Here is a 24,949-nt window from a genome sequence, read left to right as displayed (position 1 = left end):
GCGCGGCGGTGTCCGTCACGACCGAGGTGGTGACGACCCCGGTCGGCCCGGTCCGCCAACTGACTGCCACCGGGCGCCTGGTCAACGCCGACCCCACCATGTACCTGGAGTGCCGGCAACGGCAGGCCCTGTCCTACCTGCGGGCAGTGACGCCAATGGCTGACCTGCTCACCTACGGCGCGCTCGGCAGGACCACCGACTACTACCGGCACTGTGCGATCCAGCAGCAGCCACGCTGGACGATGCGGCAGGACCTGTGCGACATCGAGGACATCGCGGCCCTGGGGTACGAGGTGCAGTGGATGGGGCACGCCGACCTCGACCTGCTGCCGCGGCTACCCCGCCTCGTGGCGGCCGGTCAGCCGGTGACCTTCTACGCCCCGGCCGCGGACGTCGGCTACTGGGCCGACCTGATGCGCCGCCGTGGGCGCCCCGACGGCGGCGGGCGCGGCGGGCACGGCGTGATGGTGTGCGGGGTGTCCGAGGACGGCAAGTGGCTGGTGACCCCGGACACCACCGACGAGGGACCCGAGTTCCGCCCCGAGTACCTCGCCGTTGCCGAGGTGACGGCCGCCGCCAGCGCCGACCCGGAGCACTGGTTCGTGGACTGCCTGAGCCTGCGCAGGACCGGGGCACCGCAACCGGAGATGTTCGCCGAGCGTTACCGGCAGACCATCACCGGGTTGCAGGACGGATTCGAGGCGTACGAGAGCCTGCCCCAGCTGCTGCTCACCGACCGGGCCCGCCGCCCCGACCTGGACCAGCAGGTGGCCAGCGCCGACCTGCTGCGGATGCTCGCCGGTTCCCGGAACCTTTTCCACCGGTTCCTCCGGTACACCTCGCACAGCCCGAAGGTGGTGACCACGTACCGCCGGCTGGCGGCGCTGCTGTCCCAGTCGCTGGGCCGGGCCATGGGGTACCTGTCCGGCCAGGGCCCGGACGACCCCGGCCCGTGGCGCCGTGAGCTGCAAACCCTCCGGACGGCCGAGGTGACCTGCCTACGCCAGCTCAAGGCCGAGCTGGCCGCCGGAGCCGTAACGATCACCCTTCCCGGTTGAGCGGCACCGGCCGCCCCACCACGACTGAAGTCGAAGGTGCCGAACATGGACATCGCAATCATCGGCCAGGCCGTCGAGATCCCGGGGGCCTCCGATCCGCAAGGCTTGTGGGAGCTGGTGGCGGCCGGTCGCAGTCTCACCCGTCCGTTTCCGGCCCGGCGCCGGCGCGACGTCGAGGAGTTCGTCCGCCACCAGGACCGGACCGCCCTCGGTCAGCGGCCGGATCTGGCCGGTCCCGAGTACCACCGGGCCAGCTACCTGGACCGGATCGACCTGTTCGACCACGAGTTCTTCGGGATGACCCAGGCCCAGGCGGCGCTCACCGACCCGCACCAGCGGCTCATACTGCGGACGACCTACCGCGCCCTGGAGGACGCGGGCTACCTGGGCGACCGGATCCGGGGAAGCCGGACCGGGGTGTACGTCGGCTTCGCCGCCAATCCCGGCGGTGACTACGCCGAGTACTGGTCGACGATCGACTCCTCGGTGAACCAGCTCGGCATCACCGGCAACATCCCGACGATGCTCGCCAACCGGCTGTCGTACCTGCTCGATCTGCGGGGTCCCAGCATGGTGGTGGACAGCGCCTGCTCGGCATCGCTGGTCGCGGTACACCTGGCCCGGACGGCACTGCTCGCCGACGACTGCGAGATGGCCGTGGTGGCTGGCGCCCGGGTGATGCTGCTGCCGGTCAAGCGCGCCTCCCACCGGATCGGGATCGAGTCGTCCGACGGCACGACCCGGACGTTCGACGACTCCGCCGACGGCACCGGAATGGGCGAGGGGTCCGGTGCCCTGGTGCTCAAGCGCCTGGACCGGGCACTCGCCGACCGCGACCAGGTCCTCGCGGTGGTCAAGGGCAGTGCGGTGAACCACGACGGCAATTCCGAGTCGATGACCGGGCCGGACGCGCAGTCGCAGGCCCGGCTGCTGGCGTCGGCCTGGCAGCGGGCCGGGATCGACCCACGCACCCTGGGCTACCTGGAGGTGCACGGGACCGCGACCCGGATCGGCGACCCGGTGGAGATCGACGGCTTGACCCGGGCGTTCCGCAGGGTGACCGACGAGCGCGGCTTCTGCGCGGTCGGCACGGTCAAGACCACCGTCGGGCACCTCTTTGAGGGGTCCGGAGTCCTCGGGATGATCAAGGCGGTGCAGGGTTTGCGGAACCGGCAGATCGCCCCGCTGTCCTACCTGCGGCAGCCCAACCCCGACATCGACTTCGACGCCTCCCCGGTCCGGTTGCCGACCGAACTCGAACCGTGGCCGGAGCGCGACGGGGTCCGCCGGTGCGGGGTGAGCGCTTTCGGTCTCGGCGGCACGAACGCGCACGTGGTCCTCGAGGAGTACGCCGATCCGGCGGCCGACGGGCCGGTGCCCGAGCCCGACGCCCGGGTCGGATACCTGTGCACGCTCAGCGCCCGGACCGACCGGTCGCTGCGGCTGATCCTGCACGCGCTGCGGGACCGGCTGGCCCGCGGCGACCTCGACCGGCGGCTCGCGGACGTCTGCTACACCGCGAACGTCTCGCGCAGCCACCACGAGCGCCGGGTCGGTCTGGTGGTCCGGGACATGGGCGAACTGCGGGACGGGCTGACCGCGATCCTTGCCGGTGACCCGCGCCCGGAACCTGCCGCGCATACCCACGCCGGTGACCCGCGCCCGGAGCCTCGCGCGCCTGCCGACCGGGACAAGCGTGACCGCCTGCTGGAAAGGCTGCGCGTCGGCTGGCAGCAGGGCGGCGACGTCGACCTACTGCGACAGTTCACCGACGGGCATCCGGGCCCCGCTCCGCGGACGGTCAGCCTCGTGCCGTACCGGTTCGACGAGACCCGGGCCTGGGTACCGTTCCCGGACGACTGGGAGGGACTCCTGGTCGGGGGCAACGGGCCGATCGAGCAATCCGGCGCCTACCAGGTAACCTTCGTGCCGGTCGACGGCGCGGCGAAAGCCACCGCCCCGGTGTCGGTGGTCGCACTCGTCGACCAGGACGCGCCGGACACCGGGTCCCGGCTGACCGCGGCGTTACCCGGCGTACGGCTGGTCAGCCCGCCGCCCCCGGACCCGGACGCGCCGGACCGATTCTCCGCGACCACCGACCGACTCGTCGCCGAGGCGCCGACGCACCTGGTGTTCGCCCTGGGCTTCGAACCGCGACCGGCCGCCGATCTGACGGAGTTCGACCGGCGGGTCGAGAAGAACGTGATCGGGCTCTTCCTGTTGGCCAAGGAACTGATGCAGCGGGCGGCCCAGCTGACGTTGGTGGTGCTGACCCGCAACGCCCTGGCGGTCGAACCGGGCGGCGGGGCGGTCGCCGAGAACGCCGCCCTGGCCGGACTGGCCAAGACGCTGATCCAGGAGTACCCGACGCTGAACGTCCGCCTGGTGGACACCGACGACGCCACCGCCGACGAGGTGCTGGGCCGGGAACTACTTGCCGACCCCCCCGGCGTCTACGCGCTGCGCGACGGTGTACCGCACGCCGAACTGTTCAGCGAGATCCCCGAGCTGACACCCCGGGCCGATCTCGACACCGAGCTGCTCCGGCCCGGGGGCGCCTACCTGATCAGCGGCGGTACCGGCGGCCTCGGCCTGGCCATCGGGCACCGCTTCGCGCAGCAGGCGCCCGGCGTACACCTGTACCTGACCGGCCGGACTGCGCTGCCGCCCCGCACGGAGTGGGAGCGGCTGGCACACACTCCGGACGGCGGGCCGCTCGCCGATCGGGCGCGCGCCCTGCTGGACCTCGTCGAACTCGGGGCCGACGTCCGGGTGGAGGCCGGCGACGCCGGGGACGAGGAGCACCTCACCGACCTGGTGTCCCGGATCCGGCACAAGCACGGGCGCCTCGACGGAGTGGTGCACGCGGCGGGCATCCCGGGCGAGAACCTGATCATGTTCCGGACGGTCGAGGAGTTCCGGCGAGTGCTCCGGCCGAAGATGCGCGGCGGCTACCTGCTGGATGCCCTGACCCGGCACGATCCACCGGACTTCGTCGTACACATGGCCTCGGCCGCGGCGGTGTTCCCGTCGCTCGGCCAGGCCGACTACGCGGCGGCGAACTACTACCTGGACACGGTGGCCGTGGCGGCGCCCACGGTCGGCGACGCCTGCGGAGCCGACCCCGGCCAGCGGTCCACCGTCGGCGACGCCTGCGGAGCCGACCCCGGCCAGCGGTCCACCGCGGCGCCCCGGGTGCTGGCGATCGACTGGGTGGCCTGGCGGGACACCGGCATGGCGGTGACCACGGGCACCAACGAGGACGGGGTGTTCCGGGCCCTGCGTACCCAGGAAGGGCTGGACCTGCTGATGGCCGGGCTGCGCTCGGACCAGCGGCGCTTCCTGGCCGGCCGGATCGACTACACCAGCGAGCTGGTGGCGATGCTGCCGGCGCAGCGGATGGCGCTGTCGGACGAGATCGCCGAGCGGGTCGACGCGGCGGCGATCGACGCGGCGGACCGACTGGAGCAGCTCGCTGCCCGGAACCGGGCCGCGATCCAGGCGGTCGCCGTCGATCTGGTGGGCCGGCCCGGCGGGGAGTACTCCGACGTGGAGCTGACCGTGGCCCGGTGTCTCGCGCACGCGACCGGCGCCCGTACCGTGCCGATCGACGCGGACCTGCGGACGCTGGGTGTCGACTCCCTCGGCGTGGTGGCGGTGACGAGCAACCTGAGCAGCGCCCTGGGGCGGAGCATCGACCCGGTCGACCTGCTCGGCGCCGCCTCGGTGCAGGCCATCGCCGAGACGATCGAGTCCGGCTACGGAACCGAGTGGGCGGAAAGCTCCGAATGAACGTCTTTCCGCCTGAACCGCGCGGTGCCGGTGCACCGACTTCCATCGGCGGCCACGACGGACCGCAGGGGAAAGCCGAGAAGGCTTCAATGGTGACCGGAGCGGTGCGGCTGCGGCCCGGCCCCGGCGCGTCCGCCGTACCCATGGCCGGCCTGGCCGTACGGCGGCCGGAACTGGTGGTCGCCGCCGGGTTGTTCGGGCTGCTGATCGCGACCGCCGGGCGGTACGGCTGGTTCATCGACGAGCTGTACTTCATCCGGGCCGGCGCGGAACCGGCCTGGGGGTATCCGGACCAGCCGGTCTTCAACCCGGTCGCGGTGCACGCCCTCTTCACGCTCGGCGACGGGCGGCTGGAAGTGGTCCGGGCGGTGGCGGCGCTGGCCAGTTGCGCGGCCGTCGTCGTCGCCGGGTCCCTGGCCAGCCTCCTCGGCGGCGGCCCGGTCGCCCGCCTGCTCGCGGCGGGCCTGTGGGCCGCCTCGGGCACCGCGCTGACGACCGGGCATCTCTTCGTCACCGGGACGTTCGACGTGCTGGCCACCGCCGTGCTGTGCTGGTGCCTGGTCCGGGCCGGCACCTCCGCCGACCCGCGCTGGATGGTCCCGGCGGGGATGGCCCTGGGACTGGGGCTGACCAACAAGATGCTCGTCGGCGTCGCCGCCGGATGCCTCGCCGTCGCCGTGCTGCTGGTCGGTCCGCGCTGGCTGCTGCGGTCGTGGTGGACCGTGCTCGGGGCGGTGCCGGCCGTCCTGGCCGCCGCGCCGTACGTCTACTGGCAGGCGACCCATGGCTGGCCGCAGGCCGAGGTGGCCGACTCGATCGCGGCGCTGGCGGAGAGCCGACCGCTGGGCCAACTGTGGGGCCAGGCAACCATGCTGGCCGCCCCGGCCCTACCGCTGTTTCTCGGCGGATTGTGGTACGTCTTCCGCGCCGAGCGACTGCGTCCGGCGCGCACACTCGGCGTGGGTTACCTGCTGATGCTGGCCCTGGTGATGGCCATGCGCGGCCGGGGCTACTACACCTGCGGCATGGGCCCGGCGCTGGCCGCCCTGGGTGGGCTGGCAGGCGAACGGTGGCTGGCACGCGGCCGCCGGGCCACCGCCGCGCTCCGGCCCGGCTCCGACGGCACGGCTGCACTCCGGCCCGGCTCCGACGCCACGGCTGCGCTCCGGCCCGGCTCCGACGCCACGGCTGCGCTCCGGCCCGGCTCCGACGCCACGGCCGGCAGCGGGGGCGGCCGGCGGTCGCTTCCGTGGCGTCCGGCGGCGCTGGCCACCATGCTGACGGTGGCGTTCGTGGTCGACGTGCTGTGCTGCCTGCCGGTGATCCCGGTCCGGCACCTACAGGCGAGCGGGGTGGGTCGGTTGAACCCGATGATCGTCGAGGAGGTGGGCTGGCCCGAGCTGGCAGGTACCGTCTCGCGGGTCTGGCAGCAGATCCCGCCAGCCGACCGGGACCAGGCGGTGGTCTTCACGACCAACTACTCCAATGCCGGGGCCCTGGACGTGTACGGAGCCGCGCTGGGGCTGCCGCGTGCCTTCAGCGGGCACACCGGCTACGCCCAGTGGGGACCGCCCGCCGGCACCGGGCCGGTCGTACTGGTGGGGTTCGAGAGTCCGGCCATGGTGTCCACGGCCTTCCGGGACTGCCGCCAGGCGGCGGTGGTCGACAACGGCGTCGGGCTGTCGAACAACGCACAGGGCCAGCCGGTGCTCCTCTGCGCCGGCACCACCCGGCCCTGGCCGGAGTTGTGGCCGGCGCTGATCCACTACGACCTCGGGTACGGGCGGACGCTGCCGGGCGTCCGGGGCCGGTGACCGTCGAGCGGGCCGTACCGGTGCCGCACCGGCCCGGGACGGCCAGCGAAGAACGGCACCGGGCCGACCGCACCGACCTGACCCGCGGTCCGGTGCTGCGCCGGACGGTGTCCTACGCGCTGCCGGTCGCCGGGTCCAGCCTGCTGCAACAGTCGTACCTGCTGGTGGACGGCGCGGTCGTGGGGCACTACCTGGGCAGTTCGGGACTGGCCGCGGTGGGCGCCGCCCAGGGGTTGGTGTACCTGTTGTCCACCGGATCGTACGGGCTCGCCGGGGCCTTCTCGATCCGGATCGGACAGCTCACGGGCGCCGGGCAGGATCCCCGTGCCGCCCAGCGCGCCCTGGCCGCAGGCACGGTGCTCTGGTCGCTGGTCGGCTTCGGCCTCACGCTGGTGCTCGCCGGACCAGCCTTCGCCGCCATGGGCGTCGGCGCCCAGGTGGCACAGGACGCCCGGCTGTTCCTCACGACGTACTCTGCCGGACTGCTCGCCGTCTTCGGGCTCACCGCGGTCGCCGCGGTCTACGGCGGCCGCGGTGACTCCCGCGCCTCGATGCTGCTGCTCGGCCTGGGCAACCTGCTCAACGCCGGGCTGGTGTGGTGGTTCGTCGGGCCCCTGGAGCTGGGACTGGCCGGGGCGGCGTGCGCGACGGTCGGCGCGAGCGCGATCGCCGCCGGCGTGGGCCTGGGCGGGCTGGCCCGGCAGCGCGGCGGGAGGCCCGGAAAAGCGCCGACGGGGGCCGCCGTACGCCGCGAATTGCCCAGCGGGCTCCGGCTCGGCCTGCCGATCACGGCGCAGCACCTGGTGATCGGGCTCGGCGCCACCGTGCTGCTCGGGATCGTCGCGGGCCTGGGGACGTCGGTCCTGGCCGGCGTCACCGTCATCGTCCGGTTGGAGCTGTTCGCCTCGCTGGCCTTCCTCGCCCTCGCGTCCGCGCTGTCGGTGACGGTCGCCCAGAACACCGGGGCCGGTCAGCCCGACCGGATCCGGGCGGCACTCGCCGGGTGCGTACGGCTGACCGTCGCGTTGAGTGTGCCGGTCGCGGTCGGCCTGGTCGCCGCCCGCGACGTGGTCGCCGGGCTGTTCGTGTCCGACCCCGCGGTGACCGGGGTGATCGGACGGTACATCGCCATCACGTACCCGTTCTTCGTCTGTTACGCGCTGATGGTCGTCATCCACGGCTACGTCACCGGCCTCGGCCGTACGACCATCCCGCTGGTCTGCACCCTGCTCTCCTTCGCTGCCGTCCGTCTGCCGCTGTCGGCACTGCTCGGCGACCGGTTCGGCGTGGACGGGCTGATCTGGGCGGTCGTCGTCGGCTGGGTCGTCGGCCTGGTCTACACGGTGCTCGCCGTGACCGGCGGGCGCCGGGTGGCGGTCACCCCGGCGAGGTGGCCATGACCGGTACCCGGCACACCGCTCGCATCCGGGCCGCCCTGCCGCTGGCGGCCTGCCTGTCCGTCGTGGCCGTCCTCTACGGGACCAACCTCGGTGGCTACCCGGAATTCGGCAACGACGACGAGGGCACCTACTACGCCCAGGCCTGGGCCGTGATCACCGAGGGGCGGCTCGCGCACTACACCTACTGGTACGACCATCCGCCGCTGGGCTGGATCCAGTTGGCCGCGTTGCTGCGCCCGGCGCAGTGGCTGTTCGGCGGTCAGCCGGCCCTGGTCGGCGGGCGAGCCGTACTGGGGATGGTCATGGTGGTCTCCGCCGCCCTGCTCTACCGCGTCGCGCGCAACCTCGGCATGCCCCGGACCGGGGCGTCGGCGGTCATCGGGATCTGGTGCCTGTCACCGCTGGTGGTCTGCTACGGCCGGCAGATCCTGCTGGACAACATCGCGCTGATGTGGCTGCTGGCCTCGCTCGCGACGGCGACCGGCTCGCCGCGCTGGCGCCGCCCGGTGCTGTCCGGGGTGTGCTTCGGCGTCGCGATCCTCAGCAAGGAGACCGCCGCCCTGGCCGGGCTGGGCATCCTGGTCGCGCTGCTCACCTCCGGCGAGGGCCGCCCCCGTTCGTCCTGCGCCGGCCGCTGGCTCGCTGCGGCCGGTCTGGTCGTGGGCGGCTGGCTGGTGTGTGTCGTGATCGCCGACGACGTGCTGCCGTTGCTCGGGGCGATCGAGTGGCAACTGTACGGTCGCGGCGGCTCCGGGTCCGTACTCGATCCCGGCTCCACGGCCCGTCGGATCGTCGCGTCGTGGTGGTCGCTCGACCCGTACCTGCTGTCGCTCGGGGTGATCGCCGCCCCGCTGGGCCTCGCCTGGCGGACCACCCGCGGTGTCGCGTTGATCCCGGTCGTGCTCGCCCTGGCCGGGTTGCGGCCCGGCGGCTACCTGCCGGCCATGCACGTGATCACGATGCTGCCGTTCCTGACGCTGCTGATCGGGTACGCGGTGTGGCAGGGCTGGCGCGCCGCGACCCGCCTGCCCGGCCGTCGGTCGGCCGGGGCCCGCGTCGCGGTGGTGGTGCTGGCCGCAACGGCCGTCCTGGCCGCCGCCCCGTCGTGGGCGGTGGGCGCCCGGACGGCGCTGACCGTGGACGCGAACGCTCCCTACCGGCAGGCGCTGTCGTTCGTCGCGACCAGCCTGCCCCGGGACACGGTGGTGCTCACCGACGACGACACCTGGAACGATCTGGTCCGCCTCGGCTGGAGTGGGAACGGGTGGGACGGTGCCGTCTGGCACTACAAACTGGACCGCGATCCGGAGGCCGTCAGCGAACTGCCGAACGGGTGGCGCGACGTCGACTACCTTCTTGCCGGCCGGGCGATGGAGTCGCTGCTCGGCACGCCAGCGATCAGTTGGGAGCAGGCGCCCGAGGTGGTGAGCGCCTGGCGGAACAGTTCGGTGGTCGCTTCCTGGGGCCCGCCGGACTCGCCGGTCGTGCTGCGCCGGGTCGACCCGGCCGGCAGCCTGGGCTGCCGGCGGCGGGACTGTCCGGCGCGGGAGCCCGCCTGGGCGACCGGCGAAACCGGGCGGCACCGGCCTGGCCGGACTGGCTGCTCACCCGGATGACGGCCCGCCCGCCGTTGCTCACCGGACACGCCTGAGCCCGCACCGTTTCGGCGCGGGCTCGTGCAATGAACCTCTTTCCACCTCCCCGTGCGGTCCGGCGAGGTCGGAGGCGGTGCGTGAGCGCCGCGCGGTTCAGGTCGAACAGGGTGCAACGTCAGCCGGCGTTGTCCCACGGCCAATCGTCAGTCGGGTCGTCGGGGTCCTGGGCGACGACCGTGATGGTCCCCTTCTCGACGAGACGGGAAGCGGGTGCCTCGCAGCCTTCGGTGGCCTGCACGGAGGCGGCGACGGTGAGCGGCAGCAGGGCGCCTGTCACCAGTACCGGAACAAGCAGTCGGGGCCTGAGTCGCATGGGGGTGATCCTCTCTTGAAGGGGTCGCAGTTCGCGGGCGTCGAAGGTTGCCTTCTGGCGCCCATCACGAGGCGGCCAGCCGGCTCGGCGTTGGTAGAGGCATCCAGGGGTCATCGACCGGCATTCACCGGCCACCATGTCGCGTCAGGCTGGGGCAGCCGCTGCGGTGGCAGCGGAGGCGTCCACGCTGGCGGCCACGCCGGCGAACAGTACGGCGGCGAGGACGGGGCGCAGCGCCTTGGTGAGCTGTGGCATCAGAGGTAACCCTTCGGGAGATGTCCCCGACGTGACTTGGACTTGACTTCAGTTAACTACTTGATGACTACGGTATGCAAGACCGTCACGTCGAGGCAAGGCCCTGTCACGAACTTTCGCACCACCGGAACCTCGATCGGCTGCAACAAATCGCTCCCGATCCATATGGTTGACTGGAGTCAGGGAGCCGTTACAGTAGTAACGTAACTGCAGTTGATGAGGTGGGTGCGAGGGTGGATCGACGGACGGAGTTCGGGCAGCGGCTGCGGGCGCTGCGGGAGTCGAAGGGCCTCACGCAGCGCGAACTGGCCGGCGACTTCGTCACGCCGGGCTACGTCTCCCGGCTCGAGGCGGGACGGCGCCGAGCCACTCCGGATGTGCTCCGCAACCTGGCCGCCGCGCTCGACATGAGCGTCAGCGATCTGCTCGGCGAACCGCCGACCGACGCCGGAACTCCGTTCCCGGACACGTCCCTTCTCGAGGAGGTGCTGAGCCCGCACCCGGAGGACGCCGAGGACTACGCGGCCGCTTCGGCGGCTCTCGCCGTCACCTGGCGAGCGGCCCGGGCGGCCGGCGACTTCCACCTCGCCGCCGCGTCCGGGATGCGCCGACAGCGCATCCTCGCCGCGCTGGACGACGGGACGGCCCGAATCGAGTTGCTGGACGAGCTGGCCGCCCTGCCCCAGATCGACCGGCACCCGTGGCTGCACACCATGGTCGAGGCGGACCGGGCGGCCGAACTGCTCGCCTGCGGCGATCTCGGTCGCGCGCGCGAGCTGGCCACCGCCGCCGCAGAGCGGGTCGGTGGCACGATGCTGGCGCACACCGCCACTCACGTCGAGGTGCTCGCCGTCCTCATCGCCATCCTCGTCGAACAGCTGGAGACCGAACCCGCGCGAACGGCGATCGACAGGTTGCTCCGGGTCGCCCAAGCCACCGGCCGCTCCGCGATGATCGGCCGAGCCCACGAGGCCGCCGCGCTGGCACTCGCCCGGATGGGTTCCCCGGAGCAGGCCCGCGACCACCTGGACCGCGCCCACCGCACGCCGATGCCGCCCACGCTCCCGCTGCACGAGTGGGTACGGCTGTGTCGGACCTCCACCTCGGTCCTGCTCGACACCGGCGGCGATCTCGCCGACGTCGGCAACTGGCTACAGAACGCCGAGACCGCCGCACGCCTGCTCGCTCTGCCCGCGGAGCGGCGTCGGGTGCTCCTGCTACGGGCCCGGTACGAACTGGCGGCCGGGCTCAGCGCGCGCTGCCTGCGCACCACCGACCTCATCCTGAGCGACCCCGGCGGACTGGCGCATCTGGACAAGGTGCGCACCCGCGTCACCCGGGCCCGGGCGCTCGCCATGGCCGGACAGCGCGCCGAGGCCGTCCGGGACCTGCGCGAACTCGCGCTCCTCGCCGAGGACCTGCACTCCTACCGGATGGCGGTGCAGATCTGGCGGGACATCGATCACTTGCGCGCGCCGGACTAGCCGGCCCGCCCGACCGGAGGGAGAACCCTGATGACCGTACGCACGATCAGCCACGTGGAGCTGATGACCGAGGACGCGGACGCCGCGCTCGGCTACTTCGTCTCGGCCTTCGGGTTCACTCCGGTGGCCCGGGCCGAGCGGCCGGACCGGACCTCGACCCTGCTGCGCGGCGGGCTGAACGTCGTGGTCACGGCGCCGCGCGCCGCCGGTCCGGTCCGCGACTACCTGGACGGGCACGGTGACGGCATCGCCGACATCGCCTTCACCTGTGACGACCCCGCCGATGTCATGCGGCGCGCGATCGCCGCCGGAGCGCGGGCATTCCCGGCCGGCACGTTGGGCGCGCCGGCGGTCGAGGGCTTCGGCGCGGTCCGCCACACCCTGCTGCCCACCTCCGTCACCGAGCCCGGCTGGCTGCCGGGCGCCGGATGGCACCGGCTCGGCCCGGTCCCGCCGGTCGGCGCCGACCTGGGTCTGGACCACGTCGCCGTGTGCCTGACCGCCGGCACCCTGCGCGACACCGTCGCGCACTACGAACGCGCGTTCGGGTTCGAGTGGTTCTCCGGCGAGTACATCGAGGTCGGCGCGCAGGCGATGGACTCGATCGTCGTCCGTACCGGCGACGGCGCGACGTTCACCATGATCGAGCCTGACCCCACCCACGAGCCCGGCCAGATCGACGACTTCCTGCGTGCCAACAACGGGCCGGGCGTGCAGCACCTCGCCTTCACGGTGTCGGACATCGTCGCGGCGGTGCGCGAGCTGTCGTCCCGCGGAGTGGGCTTCGCGCGGACGCCGGGTTCCTACTACGACACCCTGCAGGCCCGCGTCGGGCACCTCGACGAGCAGCTCGGCGACCTGCGCGAGACCAGCGTGCTGGCCGACCGCGACGAGTGGGGATACCTGCTGCAGATCTTCACCCGCTCACCGCACTCGCGGCCGACGCTGTTCTACGAGCTGATCCAGCGGCACGACGCCCGCGGCTTCGGCTCGAACAACATCCGAGCGCTGTACGAGGCGGTCGAGCGGCTACGCGCCGAGTCGCTCACCGGATCGGGCCGGGCCTGACATGACGTACCTGGGAATGGCCGCCCTGGCCACCCGGGCGCAGCCGCTGTTCGACCCGTCGGCCTGGGACTTCGTCGCCGGCGGATCGGGTGACGAACGCACCCTGGCGGCGAACCGCACGGCGTTCGAGGCGATCCGGCTGCGTCCCCGGATGCTGCGGGGGATCGCCGCCGCCGACCCGGCGGTCCTGGTGTTCGGCCGGCGCTGGTCCGCGCCGGTCGGGGTCGCGCCGATGGCCTACCACGGTCTGGCTCATCCGGGCGGCGAGCCGGCGACGGTGGCCGGGGCCGGGGCGGCCGGGCTGCCGGTGATCGCCCCGATGCTCTCGGGGCACCCGCTCGAGGACCTGGCCGCAGCGGCCCTGAGTCCACTGTGGCTTCAGCTCTATCCGCTGCGGGACCGGTCCGTCACCGCCGACCTGCTGGCGCGCGCAGAAACGGCCGGCGTCGAGGCGATCGTGCTCACCGTGGACGCGCCGCGGCTGGGCGACCGCCGCCGGGACCGACGGTCCGGCTTCCGGCTGCCGCCCGGCCTGGCCCCGGCCAACCTGGCCCCGTACGGGATGGCGGCCGACCCGTCCGACCCGGCGGCGCACACCGCGGCGGCCTTCGAGCCGGCGATCGGCCCGGAGTACGTGACCTGGCTGGTGTCGCACACCCGGCTGCCGGTCGTGGTGAAGGGCGTGCTGCGCGGCGACGACGCGACTCGGGCGGTGGCGGCCGGTGCGGCCGGTGTCCTGGTGTCCAACCACGGCGGGCGGCAACTGGACGGGGCGGTCGCGGCGGTGGACGCCGTCGCCGACGTCGCGGCGGTGGTGGACGTACCCGTCTTCGTCGACGGCGGCGTCCGCGGTGGCGCCGACGTCCTGGCCGCGCTGGCCCGGGGCGCGACCGCGACCTTCGTCGGCCGGCCGGTCCTGCACGCGCTCGCCGTGGGCGGCGCGTCCGGGGTGGAGCAGGCACTGGCCGGGCTCACCCAGGAGTACGCCGACGCCCTGCTGCTCGCCGGCTGCCGCAACAGCGACGATGTCGACGGGTCCCTGCTCGCCGACGGATCCGGCGGCGCGGCGGCGGGCCGGGCGGTGACCGAGGGACGCGTCGCCCGCCACCGCAGCGGCCCGGACGACCTGGATGCCGGCCTCCTGCACGGCAGCGTCACCGACCCGCTGCTCGACACGATGACCTTCCTCAACGAGGTGACCGAACGGTTCCCGGACGCGGTCTCGTTCGCGCCCGGGCGCCCGTACGATGCCGAGTTCTCCCTCGACGACGTACTGGCCGACGTCCGCGCGTACGTCGCTCACCGGGCCGCCGGCGACGATCCGGGTGCGGCGGAGCGGAGTCTGCTGCAGTACGGCCCGACCGGCGGGCTCGTCGGCGACCTGATCGCCCGGCTGCTGGCGTCGTCCGAGGACGTCCACGTGCCGCCGGAGTCCATCGTGGTCAGCGTCGGCGCGCAGGAGGCGCTGCTGCTCGCGCTGCGGACGCTGTTCGCCTCGCGGGACGACGTGCTGGTGGTACCAGGCTCCTGCTACGTCGGCGTCTCCGGGGCGGCGCGGCTGCTCGACCTGACCGTCCGGCCGGTTCGCGAGACCGCGGACGGGATCGACCTCGGCGAGCTCGACCGGGTGGTCCACGCCGAGCGGACGGCCGGACGTCGGGTACGGGCCTGCTACGTCGTCCCGGACGCCGCCAATCCGTCCGGCGCCACGCTGAGCCGGGCGGACCGGGTCGCCCTGCTGTCCGCGGCCCGACGGCACGACTTCCTGATCCTTGAGGACAGTCCGTACCGGGTGTTCACCGGGCCGGACCCGATGCCGTCGCTGAAGTCGCTCGACACCGGCCGACGCGTGGTGCAGATCGGCTCGTTCGCCAAGACCGCCTATCCCGGGCTGCGGGTCGGTTATCTGGTCGCCGACCAGACCGTGCGCCACCCGGACGGGCGCCGTACGATGCTCGCCACCGAGATCGCCAAGGTCCGCAGCATGGTCACCTGCAACGCCCCGGGCCTGACCCAGGCGGCGCTCGGCGGGTTCCTGCTGCGGCACGACTTCCGCCTCGACAAGGCGACCGCGACCGCCGCCGCGCATTACCGGCAGACGCTGGACGAGGTGCTCCGGACGCTGGACGAGTGCTTCCCGGCCGGCGAGCGCGAGCGGCTCGGCGTCGGGTGGAACGTCCCCGACGGGGGTTTCTTCCTGCGGCTGCGGGTCCCGTTCCGGGCGGACGAGGCGGCGCTGCAACGCAGTGCCACGGAGTACGGGGTGATCTGGACCCCGATGGCGTTCTTCGCCCTGGACGGCGGCGGCCGCGACGAGATCCGGCTGTCGTGTTCCGCGCTGGACCCGGCCCGGGCCCGCGACGGGATCCAGCGGCTCGCCCGGATGGTCCGGGACCATCTCCAGAGCTGACACGGCCGCCGCCGCCCCGGGTCACGGAACGGCGGCGGGCCACGGCGTCAGGACTCGACCAGACCCGCCGCGCGCTAGCGAACGGCAGCGGGCCACAGCGTCAGGACTCGACCAGACCCGCCGCGCGCTACGGAACGGCAGCGGGCCACAGCGTCAGGACTTGACCAGACCCGCCGCGCGCTCCGGGTCGGTCTCGCCGACGCCGTACGACGGGCACAGCGCGGCCAGCGGGCAGGCGCCGCAGGCGGGCTTGCGGGAATGGCAGATCCGCCGGCCGTGCGCGGTCGCCCGGTCGGCCAGCGGCGCCCAGTCCCGGCGCGGGAACAGCGGGGCGACCTCCGCCTCCACGTCGGCCGGATCCCAGGCGTCGGTCCATCCCCAGCGCGCCGACAGCCGGCCCACGTGGGTGTCCACGGCGAGCGCGGGCCGCCCGTACGCGTTGGCCAGCACCATGTTCGCCGTCTTGCGGCCCACCCACGGGATGGCGACCAGGGCGTCCATGGTTCGGGGCACCCGGCCCCGGTGCTCGGACACCAGCCGCCGGGCGACCTTCTGGACGGCCTCGGTCTTGAGCCGGTAGTAGCCGACCGGACGCAGCATCTCCTCGAGGCCGGCCGGGTCGGCTTCGGCCAGCGCCGCCGCGTCCGGGTACGCCGCGAACAGTTCCGGCGTCACCGAGTTGACCCGTTCGTCCGTGGTCTGCGCGGCCAGCACCCCGGCCACCAGTAGCTGGAACGGGTCGTCCCAGCGAAGCTGCAGGCGGGCGTCGGGGTGCCGCTCGGCGAGGATCCGGTGGATCTGCCGGGCCCGCCGGACCAGACCCAGGCGGGTCTCCCCCGGCCGCGCGGTGAAGTGCTTCGACGGCCCGCCCTCACGTTCCGGCCGGACCAGTACGCCGCTGGTCATGCCTCCTCCTCGCTCCACTCGTCGGCGTCATGACCTCTGCGCCTGGGCTGGCTGATGCCCTCGCTCCGCTCGGTCATGCCGGCACCTCCACAGCGCTGCGCCGCGTGGCCACCTCGGCCTGCCAGGCGGACAGGGAACGGCGCAGTGCGGCCGGATCCGGACCGTGTCGCAGTACCCCGGTGGTGACCGTCAGCATGACCCGTCCCGGTCGGAGCAACCCGCACGGCCCGACGACCTCGTCCGGATCGCGGTCGGCTCGCCCGAGCCCGGGCACCTCGGCCACCGCAGCGCGCAGCCGTCCCAGCAGGTCGGTGGACTCGGGGGCGCGGGCGCCGACCACCGCCGCGGCCGGGCCGGCGTCGCCGTACCCGTCGTTGGCCGCGGCCACCGCGTCGGCCAGATGCTGGGCGACGGTCCGCCCGTCCGGCAACACCGCGGTCTGCGCCTCGGTCGCGCCGTGGTTGGAGGTGCGTACCAGGACGAACACCGCCGTGCCGGTGCAATGCGCGTGGCGCAGCAGCGGCGCCAGGGTGCCGAACCCCATGAACGCGGCAGCGCTCACCGCATCCGCCCGCAGCACGCTGTCCGGTCCCAGAAAGGTCGCGGCCAGGTCCGCCATGGTGTCGTCGGCGTCGCCGCGCTTGGCGTCGGCCAGGACGAGCATGCCGCGGTCGTGAGCGGCGTCGGTGAACTCGCGCAGCAGCTCCAGACCGGCGGGACCGAGTCGCTCGAAGAACGGGGTCTGTACCTTCACGGCGCCGATCCGGTCGCCCGCCGCGTCGAGCACGATCCGGCAGTAGGCGCGGGCGCCGGTCAGGTCCGGGGACAGATCCCAGGCTCGCAGCCACTTGTGTGACGGAGCCACACCGAGGCAGAGCGGGCCGCGGTGGGCGGCGAGGCGGGCCCAGCGATGGGCGAACGGCGTTGTCACGGGCAGGCTCCTTCCGGGGCGGGTACGAACAGCGGGACGAGTTCGGCCAGGCCGGTCACCACCGGCGGGCCCGGTTCGGCGCCGGTGGCCGCCCGGTCCAGCCAGTAGCCGGTCAGCCCGGCGGCGGTGGCCGCCCGGGCGTCGTGGTCGAGGTGGTCGCCGACGTACGCGGCCTCGGCGGGCGCCACGCCCAGCGCCGCGCAGCCGGTCCGGAAGATGCCCGGATCGGGCTTGCCGACGCCACCCGCGTCGTCCACGCACACCATCGCCTGGAGCCGGCCGCGCAGGCCGACGAGGCGCAGCCGGCGGTCCTGGTTGGCGTGGCCGCTGTTGCTGACCGCGCCGACCCGGATACCGCCGGCGCGCAGGGCGTCGAGCGCCGGTCCGGCATCCGGGAAGGCACGCAACGCCCGCTCGCAGTGCCGCAGGTACCCGGCGAACCAGGTGTCGGCCGCGTCCGGTCCGGCGGCGAGCGGAAGACCCAGGTCGGCGCAGACCGCGCGGGCGCGGCGGCGGCGCTGCTCCGGGAAGGTCAGGTCGCCTGCGGTGAACCGGGCGAAGAAGTGTGCGCCCCAGAACCGCCAGCGTTCCCGCGCCACGGCGGTTTCCGCCGGGCCGAGATCGGGCCGCAGGTCGGCGAGATGACGGTCGAAGCCCTCCGAGTCCGCGCCGCGGAAGTCGAGGAGGGTGTCGTCCACGTCGAACAGGACCGCGCGCATCTACGGCTCCCTGCCCGCCGCCACGGCCCGGATCAGCCGGGCGGTGAGTTCGGCGCCCGGGCCGGACACGACGTCGTAGTGGTCGGCGCCCACCCGGGAGACGTGCAGGGATCCGGAGAGCGCGCGCCACCGGTCCAGGTCGGGCCGGTGGTCACCGGCCACCACCAGGTGCACGGGGCCGGGGTGCGGACGCGGCCGAAAGGCGCGCAGGGCGCGGTCGTTGCCGGCGAAGGTCGTCCACCGCTCGGCGAGCACGTCCGCGGTCAGCCCGCTGTCCGGCAGGTCGCGCAGCACCCCCGCCAGCACCTCGTCGACCGGCCGGTCGTCCACGTCCGGCGGCAGCACCGGCGGTTCGGCGCCGAGCAGGCGGGCGAGGTCGTACACGAAGGACTGCAGGGTCGAGTACGGGCCGTCCGGTGTGCCCAGCTCGTCCGGCAGGCCGGAGTCGATCGCGACCACCGGCAGCGTGGTCCCGGTGCGCTCGCGCATCCGGCGGGCCAGTTCCAGCGCGACCACACCGCCCATCGACCAGCCGGCGAGCACGCCGGGCGCGTCCGGGCCGAAGGCGATCAGCTCGGCGAGGTACCGGTCGGCCATCCCGCCGACGTCCGGCACCGGGCCGGGCGCGCTGGCCAGGGCGTGCACCGGATGCCCGGCGAGCTGCGTGGTGAGTTCGCGATAGCCGAAGACCGAGCCACCGACCGGGTGCACCAGCACGATCGGCACACCCGTACCCTCGCGCCGCAGGGTCACCAGGCTGGTGCGGCTCGCGGACCGGTCCGAGCCGGGTCGGAGCCGGGCGGCCAGCTCGGCCACGGTGGGATTCTCGAACAGCGCGGCGGGCGGCAGGTCGTAGCCGATCTCGCGGGCCCCGGTGGTCACCCGGATCGCCAACAGCGAGTTGCCGCCGAGGTCGAAGAAGTCGTCGTGCACTCCCACGGTCTCCCGGCCGAGCGCGGCCGCCCAGATCCGGGCCAGTGTCTCCTCGGTGGCGTCGCGCGGCGGCCGGCTCGCCACGACCGCTCGCTCGGGCGCGGAGGCGGCCCGGCGGCGCAGGGTCGCCCGGTCGACCTTGCCGTTCCCGGTAACCGGGAACGCCGGCACCCGGATCAGCCGGTCCGGGATCATCGGACCGGGCAGCCGGCCCCGGCAGTGCGCGCGGACGTCGTCCGGGTCGGCGTCGCCGAGCAGGAAGCCGGCCAGGTGGTGGGTGCCGCCGCGGGGCACGGCGACGACCGCCGCACCGGTAACGCCGGGGCAGCCGGCCAGAACCGCCTCCACCTCCCCCGGCTCGACCCGGTACCCGCGAATCTTGATCTGGTCGTCGGCGCGGCCGAGGTACTCCACCGTGCCGTCGTCGTGTTGCCGGCCCAGGTCGCCGGTGCGGTACAGCCGGGCGCCGGCCGGGCCGTACGGGTCCGGGACGAACCGGTCCGCGGTCAAGCCGGGCCGGCGGTGATAGCCGCGGGCAAGCTGCACGCCGCCGAGATACAGCTCGCCCGCCGCGCCGGGCGGGACCGGGCGCATTCGAGCATCCAGCACGTACATGGTGGTGTTGGCGATCGGCCGCCCGATGCGGACGGTGCTGGCGTCCGTCGGGATCGGGTGGCACGTCACCGCGATCGCCGCCTCGGACGGCCCGTACGAGTTGAGCAGCGGCACGCCGAGTCGGCTGTGGCAGCGCCGGACGAGTTCTCTCGGCAGCGCCTCGGCGCCGACCACCACGGTCCGCAGCGCCGCGCAGCCGCTGAGGTCGGCCTGGTCGAGCAGTGCGCGCAGCACCGACGGCACGATGTCCGCCACGGTCACCCGGTGCGTGGCCATGGTGTCCAGGAGCCCGCTCGGATCGGCGCCGTCCGGGGCCGGGACGACGGTGGCGCCGGTGGTCAGCGCGAGGAAGACCTCCTCCAGCGCGAGGTCGAACCCGCCGGCCGCCTGATGCAGGATCCGGTCGCCGGGACCCAGCCGGATCAGGCCGGCCGCGGTGCGGATCTCGTTGCTGAACCCGGCGTGGGTGTTGACCACGGCCTTGGGGACGCCGGTCGAGCCGGAGGTCGAGATGAGGTACGCCGCCGACTGCGGATGCAGCGCGACGTCGAGCGGGGTGTCCGGGACGTCCGGGCCGGTCTCGGTGTCCGCTGCCGTGGTCAGCGTGAGCACGGCGCCGGCATCGGCGATCTGCCCGGCCCTGCGCTCCGCCGGGGCGAACGGGTCGAGGACGAGCACCGCCGCACCGGATTTGAGCACGGCGAGCAGCGCCACGACGCGTTCCGGGCCGCGGGGCAGGGCGACCCCGACGCAGGCGCCGGGTCCGGCGCCTCGGGAGGCGAGGGCGTGGGCCAGTCGGTTGGCCCGGCGGTCCAGGTCGCCATACGTCAGGGCGCCGCCCGTCCAGCGCACGGCGACCGCGTCCGGGTCGGCGGCGGCCCGTGCCTCGACCAGGGCGTGTACCCGGAACTCCGGCTCATGGCCGGCCGCCGTGTCGTTCCAGGCGTACAGGGCCCGCTCCCGCTCGGCCGGGTCGAGCAGGTCGGCGTCCGCCACCGGACGGTCCGGGTCGGCCAGGGCGGCGAGGGCGCGCCGGTACGCCGCCGCGAACCGGGCCACCGCGTCCCGCCCGAACCGGGTGCCGTCCCAGCTCCAGATCGCGGTGCAGGTGCCGCCCTGGTCGACGATGTTGAGGGCCAGGTCGAACGGCTCGTGTGCGACGTCGACGTCCACGGTGGACGCGGGGTGGCCGGCGAACGTCTCCTGGGCCGGCTCGGTGCGGAACGTGCTGAACGAGGCGTGGAACGGCAGCCGGCCGGCCGGGCGCCCGTCGCGCAGCGCGTCGGTCAGGTGGTCGAACGGGAGGTCCTGGTGGCCGAGTGCGGTCAACGACTCGCGCCGGGCGGCGAGCACGAGTTCGCGCACGGTGGCGCCGGGGTCGACGCGCAGCCGGGCGATCACGTTGTTGCTGAAGAAGCCGATCAGCCCGGCCACGGTGGGGTCGGTGCGGCCCGCTGTCGGCATCCCGACCAGCAGGTCGTCGCTGCCGCTGAAACGGTGCAGGACCAGGGCGTACGCGGCGAGCATCGGGGCGAGCAGGGTGCTGCGGGTCTCGGCGGCGAGCGCCCGGGCCGGCCCGACGAGCGCGGCGGGCAGGGGGCCGTCGAGGAGGATGTCGCCCGGGCCGCGACCGTTCGCGCGTGGCCGCCCGGTGGGCAGGTCCAGCCGGGCGGGGGCGTCGCGCAACGCGTCGGCCCGGTCGTTGGCCACCGCGCGCAGCCGCTCCGGCGGCCACGCCCGGCGCTCGGCCACGGCGACGTCGCGGTACTGCCGGCCCGGCGGCGGCGGGTCGTAGGGGCGTCCGGCCGCGAGCGCGGCGTAGCAGTCGCTGAGTTCGGTCCGGGCGATCTCGAACGACCACGCGTCGGCGGCGACGTGGTGGGTGGCGAAGGACAGCACGGTACGGTCGCCGGGCAGCCGGATCAGCCGCCCCCGGGTCATCGGGCCGCTGCTCAGGTCGTACCCGCGGCTGAAGTCGTCGCGCAGCACCTCCTGGACGCGCGCCTCGGCCTCGGCCTCCGGCACGTCGCGCAGGTCGTCGACGCGCAGCGGCGGGTCCTCGTCGGTGACGATCTGCCGGACGGTTCCGTCGCGCTCGGCGAAGCGGGTGCGCAGCACCTCGTGCCGGGCGCGCAGCCGGCGCATCGCCTCGGCCACGAGGTCCGGGTCGAGCGGCGCCTCGACCCGGAGCGCAATCCCGGTGGCGTACAGGACAGCGTCGGGATACAGCCGGTCGTGTACCCACAGACGTTCCTGGGCGAACGACAGCGGGGCCTCGGCCGGGGTGGGTGTGAGCGCGGCCGGGCCGGGGCGCGGGGCGACGGCGGGGGAACCGCCGCCCCGCAGCCGCCGGGTGAGCAACGCCTGCTGGACCGGGGTGAGCCGGGCCGGGCTGCCGGCGACCGTCATGACAACCTCCGTAGCTGCTCGTCGGCCTCGTCGTCGCCGAGCGCCAGGATCTGGGCCACCAGCAGCTCCTCGACCAGGGCGGCCTGCTCGGTGACGGTCTGCCGCTCGAACAGGCCGTTGAAGGCCACCTCGACGCCGAATTCGGACCCCAGCGCGAACGCGAGCCGGGCCAGGGTCAGCGAGTGGCCGCCCAGGTCGAAGAAGTTCGCTGTCGCCGGCACCGGGTCCAGGCCGAGCAGCTCGCCCCAGATCCGGGCGACGACCTCCTCGGTGGGGCCTTGCGGCCGGTCCGCCGGGTCGCCGGTCACCGGGCCGGGTTCGGGCAGGGCGGCCCGGTCGACCTTGCCGGTCGGGGTGAGCGGGAACGCGTCGAGCGTCACGAACAGCGACGGGACCATGTAGTCGGGCAGTCGTTCACGCAGCGTCGCGCGCAGCGCGGCGGGGGCGGGCACGTCGCCGGTCAGGTGCCCGATCAGCCGGGCGTCGCCGCTGGCGTCCCGGCCCGCGGTGACCACCGCACCGGTGACGCCCGGACACCCGGTCAGGGCCGCCTCCACCTCCGCGGCCTCGATCCGGAAGCCGCGGACCTTGATCTGGTGGTCGTCGCGGCCGAGGAACCGCAGCCGCCCGTCCGGTCCGACCCGGACGATGTCGCCGGTGCGGTACATCCGGCTGCCCGGCGGTCCGTACGGGTCGGGCACGAACTGGGCCGCGGTCCGGGCCGGCAGCCGCGGATAGCCGTGCGCGAGCGCGGGGCCGCCGACCACCAGCTCCCCCGGCGCGCCGGGCGGCACCGGCCGGAGCCGGGCGTCCAGCACGTACATGGTGTGGCTGGTCAGCGGCCAGCCGATCGGGGTGTTCGCGGCGTCCCCGCCGAGCCGGTGCAACGACGCGAAGATGGTCGCCTCGGTCGGGCCGTACGAGTTGTACGCCTCGGCGACGTGCTCGCTCAGCCAGGCCGCGACGGTGGCCGGCATCGCCTCGCCGCCGCAGAGCACCTGGATGCCGGGGTCGGGCCGCCAGTCGAGCTGCGCCAGCAGGCGCCACAGCGACGGCGTGGCGTGCACGGTGCTGGGCCGCCACGCGTCGATCAGGGCGGCGAGCGCGCCGGGCTCGGTCGCCTGCACGGCGTCGGCGACGTAGACGTGACCGCCCGCGGTGAGCGGCAGCAGCAGTTCGAGCTGTGCGACGTCGAACGCGACGGTGCTGACCGCCACGAACCGGGTGTGCCGCCCCAACCGCAGCTCCTCGCGGAGCGCGCGGAACACCCGGGACAGGGCGGCGTGCGGTACCGCGACACCCTTGGGCCGACCGGTCGACCCGGACGTGTAGATCAGGTACGCGGGCCGCTCGGGTGAGCGCGGCACCGGATCCGGGACCGCGTCCGGGCGTTCCGCGTCCACCTCGACCACCGGGATCCCGTCCGCCAGCCCGGCCGGCGCGCCGTCGGTGACCAGCGCCCGGGCGCCGCAGTCGTCCAGCACGTAGCGCAGCCGGTCTACCGGATGCGCGGGGTCGAGCGGCACCCAGGCGGCGCCGGTACGGGCCACGGCGAGCAGCACCGCGGGCAACTCGGCCCGCCGGCCGACCAGCACGCCGACCCGGTCGCCGGACCGCACGCCGAGGCTCTGCAGGTGGGCGGCGAGGCGGTCGGCGTACCCGGTGAGCCACGCGTGGTCGCGCTCACCGAACGCATCGGACACCGCCGGGCCGGGTCCGGCAGACCACACCGCCGTGCACAGGTCGGCGCCGGCGTCTTCGCCGCAGACGCCGGCCCGGCCGTGGCGCAGCAGGTCGTCGTGCTCGACCGGGGTCAGCACGGGCAGGTCGGCGACCAGGCCGGCCGGAGCGGCCACCGCGGCGGCGACCAGGCCGGAGAAGCGCCCGGCCAGCGCGGCCACCGTACCGGCGTCGAAGAGTTCGTCGTCGTAGGCCCACACCGCGGCGATCCCTCCGTCGGCTGTACCGGTCAGGTCCAGGGCGAGGTCGTACAGCGCGACGCCGCCGGGCAGGTCGTACGGGGTGACGGCAGCCCGACCCAGCGAGCCCAGGGCGGGCTCGGCGGGCCGGTACGAGAAGGTGGTCTGGAACAGCGGTGTCACGCCGGTACCGCGCGCCGGCGCGACCGCTTCGACGAGGCGCTCGAACGGCACCTCGGCCTCGAAGGCGGCGAGTACCCGACGGTGCTCGGCGGCGATCAGCTCGGACACCGTCCCGGCGGCGCCGGTGTCGCCGCGCACCACCAGCATGTTGAGGAAGCACCCGATCAGCCGGTCGATCTCGGGCCGGCCGCGCCCGGCGGCCGGGATGCCGATCACCACGTCGCCGGTCCCGGCGTGCCGGCCGAGCAGCACCCGGTACAGGGCGAGCAGCAGGGTGAACGGGCTGACCTTCGCGGCCCGGGCGGCGGCGTGCACCCGCGCGGCCAGGCCGGGCGGCAGTGTGCTGCGGTGGAAGGCGCCCAGGCCGGTGCGGGTGGCCGGGCGGGGCCGGTCGTGCGGCAGTTCCAGGCTGTCCGGAGCGCCCTCCAGCGCCCGCCGGGCCGCTTCGACCCGCGCCGGCAGGCGGTCGCCGCGCGCCTGGGCGTGCTGCCACAGGGCGTAGTCGGCGTACTGGACCGGCAGCTCGGGCAGGTCGGCCGGGCGGTTCGCCAGCCCGGCCGCGTACGCCTCGCGGACCTCGTCGAAGAGCAGGCCGACCGACCACGAGTCGGAGGCGATGTGGTGGACGGTGAGCACCAGCACGGCGTCGTGCGGGCCGTGCGGGATGAGGCGCACCCGCAGGGGCAGGTCGGTCTCCAGGTCGTAGCGGTACTCGGCGGCCGTTGCCGGGTCCAGGTCCGGGTCCACCGCGAAGTCCACGGCCGCGCTGGCCGCCACGATCTGCACCGGCCCGTCGGCGCCCGGCCGGTACCGCGTCCGGAGCACCTCGTGCCGGTCGACGACGGACTGGAAGGCGTCCCGGAGCCGGTCCGCGTCGACCGGGCCGCTCAGCCGCACGGCCAGCGGGACGCAGAACTGCTCCGGCCGGGTGGCCATCCGGTCGGCCAGCCAGAGACGCTGCTGCGCGAAGGACAACGGCGCCGGGGCCGCCGGGTCGCGGCGCGGTACCGGGCGGGCCTGCCGGGCGAGCAGGCGTTCGGCGAGGATCCGGCGTCGGTCGCCGGTCAGCGTCGGTGCGGACATGG

14 protein-coding genes and 1 pseudogene are annotated in these 24,949 nt (G+C 74.3%); 9 read left to right on the top strand and 6 right to left on the bottom strand.

Going from position 1 to position 24,949, the window contains the following annotated elements; translation table 11 throughout:
• Nucleotides 1-8: 8 nt before the first annotated feature.
• The 5 genes from R6Y94_RS00360 (at nt 9) to R6Y94_RS00340 (ending at nt 9,680) form a co-directional block, all read left to right on the top strand.
• Complete coding sequence (locus tag R6Y94_RS00360; RefSeq protein ID WP_318393686.1) at nt 9-1,058, top strand: hypothetical protein; 1,050 nt, start codon at nt 9-11, stop codon at nt 1,056-1,058.
• Nucleotides 1,059-1,103: 45 nt separating this feature from the next.
• A complete protein-coding gene (locus R6Y94_RS00355; protein WP_318393685.1) occupies nt 1,104-4,850 on the top strand; it encodes a beta-ketoacyl synthase N-terminal-like domain-containing protein in 3,747 nt (1,248 codons plus the stop codon).
• Between the two features lie 89 nt (nt 4,851-4,939).
• A complete protein-coding gene (locus R6Y94_RS00350; protein WP_318393684.1) occupies nt 4,940-6,664 on the top strand; it encodes a glycosyltransferase family 39 protein in 1,725 nt (574 codons plus the stop codon).
• Nucleotides 6,661-8,064 (top strand): MATE family efflux transporter, encoded by a 1,404-nt coding sequence (locus R6Y94_RS00345; protein WP_318393683.1) that lies wholly within the window; start codon nt 6,661-6,663, stop codon nt 8,062-8,064. Before R6Y94_RS00350 ends, R6Y94_RS00345 begins: the two co-directional genes overlap by 4 nt.
• Entirely contained in the window at nt 8,061-9,680 is a 1,620-nt protein-coding gene (locus R6Y94_RS00340) for an ArnT family glycosyltransferase (protein WP_318393682.1), read from the top strand. The genes R6Y94_RS00345 and R6Y94_RS00340 overlap by 4 nt, the downstream gene beginning before the upstream one ends.
• 154 nt (nt 9,681-9,834) lie before the next feature.
• Here R6Y94_RS00340 and R6Y94_RS00335 read toward each other — a convergent pair whose 3' ends face one another.
• Nucleotides 9,835-10,032, bottom strand: coding sequence for a hypothetical protein (locus R6Y94_RS00335; RefSeq protein ID WP_318393681.1), 198 nt, complete (start codon nt 10,030-10,032; stop codon nt 9,835-9,837).
• 488 nt (nt 10,033-10,520) lie between these two features.
• On the opposite strand from R6Y94_RS00335, the gene R6Y94_RS00330 reads away from it, so the two are divergent.
• The 4 genes and pseudogenes from R6Y94_RS00330 to R6Y94_RS44950 all read left to right on the top strand — a co-directional run bounded on the left by R6Y94_RS00330 (nt 10,521) and on the right by R6Y94_RS44950 (nt 15,249).
• Nucleotides 10,521-11,771 carry a helix-turn-helix transcriptional regulator gene (locus R6Y94_RS00330; RefSeq protein WP_318393680.1) on the top strand — a complete coding sequence of 417 codons (1,251 nt, stop codon included), beginning with the start codon at nt 10,521-10,523 and terminating at the stop codon, nt 11,769-11,771.
• Nucleotides 11,772-11,801: 30 nt separating this feature from the next.
• Nucleotides 11,802-12,839: a 4-hydroxyphenylpyruvate dioxygenase gene (hppD, locus tag R6Y94_RS00325; protein WP_318393679.1), complete on the top strand. Its 1,038-nt coding sequence runs from the start codon at nt 11,802-11,804 to the stop codon at nt 12,837-12,839.
• A 1-nt stretch (nt 12,840) separates the two neighbouring features.
• A pseudogene (locus tag R6Y94_RS44955) lies at nt 12,841-13,860 on the top strand (alpha-hydroxy acid oxidase); the annotation flags it as partial.
• Nucleotides 13,861-14,016: 156 nt separating this feature from the next.
• Complete coding sequence (locus R6Y94_RS44950) at nt 14,017-15,249, top strand: PLP-dependent aminotransferase family protein (protein ID WP_412102663.1); 1,233 nt, start codon at nt 14,017-14,019, stop codon at nt 15,247-15,249.
• A gap of 153 nt (nt 15,250-15,402) precedes the next feature.
• Here R6Y94_RS44950 and nth read toward each other — a convergent pair whose 3' ends face one another.
• The 5 genes from nth to R6Y94_RS00295 all read right to left on the bottom strand — a co-directional run bounded on the left by nth (nt 15,403) and on the right by R6Y94_RS00295 (nt 24,947).
• The gene (gene nth / locus R6Y94_RS00315) at nt 15,403-16,155 is read right to left on the bottom strand and encodes an endonuclease III (protein WP_318393677.1); all 753 of its coding nucleotides are present in this window, start codon (nt 16,153-16,155) and stop codon (nt 15,403-15,405) included.
• 73 nt (nt 16,156-16,228) lie between these two features.
• Complete coding sequence (pyrF, locus tag R6Y94_RS00310) at nt 16,229-17,086, bottom strand: orotidine-5'-phosphate decarboxylase (protein WP_318393676.1); 858 nt, start codon at nt 17,084-17,086, stop codon at nt 16,229-16,231.
• Nucleotides 17,083-17,805 carry an HAD family hydrolase gene (locus tag R6Y94_RS00305; RefSeq protein WP_318393675.1) on the bottom strand — a complete coding sequence of 241 codons (723 nt, stop codon included), beginning with the start codon at nt 17,803-17,805 and terminating at the stop codon, nt 17,083-17,085. The genes pyrF and R6Y94_RS00305 overlap by 4 nt, the downstream gene beginning before the upstream one ends.
• A complete protein-coding gene (locus R6Y94_RS00300; protein ID WP_318393674.1) occupies nt 17,806-21,762 on the bottom strand; it encodes an amino acid adenylation domain-containing protein in 3,957 nt (1,318 codons plus the stop codon).
• A complete protein-coding gene (locus tag R6Y94_RS00295) occupies nt 21,759-24,947 on the bottom strand; it encodes an amino acid adenylation domain-containing protein (protein WP_318393673.1) in 3,189 nt (1,062 codons plus the stop codon). Before R6Y94_RS00295 ends, R6Y94_RS00300 begins: the two co-directional genes overlap by 4 nt.
• Nucleotides 24,948-24,949 lie beyond the last annotated feature (2 nt).

The organism is Plantactinospora sp. KLBMP9567 (assembly GCF_033446045.1).
GTDB lineage: Bacteria > Actinomycetota > Actinomycetes > Mycobacteriales > Micromonosporaceae > Plantactinospora.
This window is presented reverse-complemented; position numbering and strand designations above follow the sequence as displayed.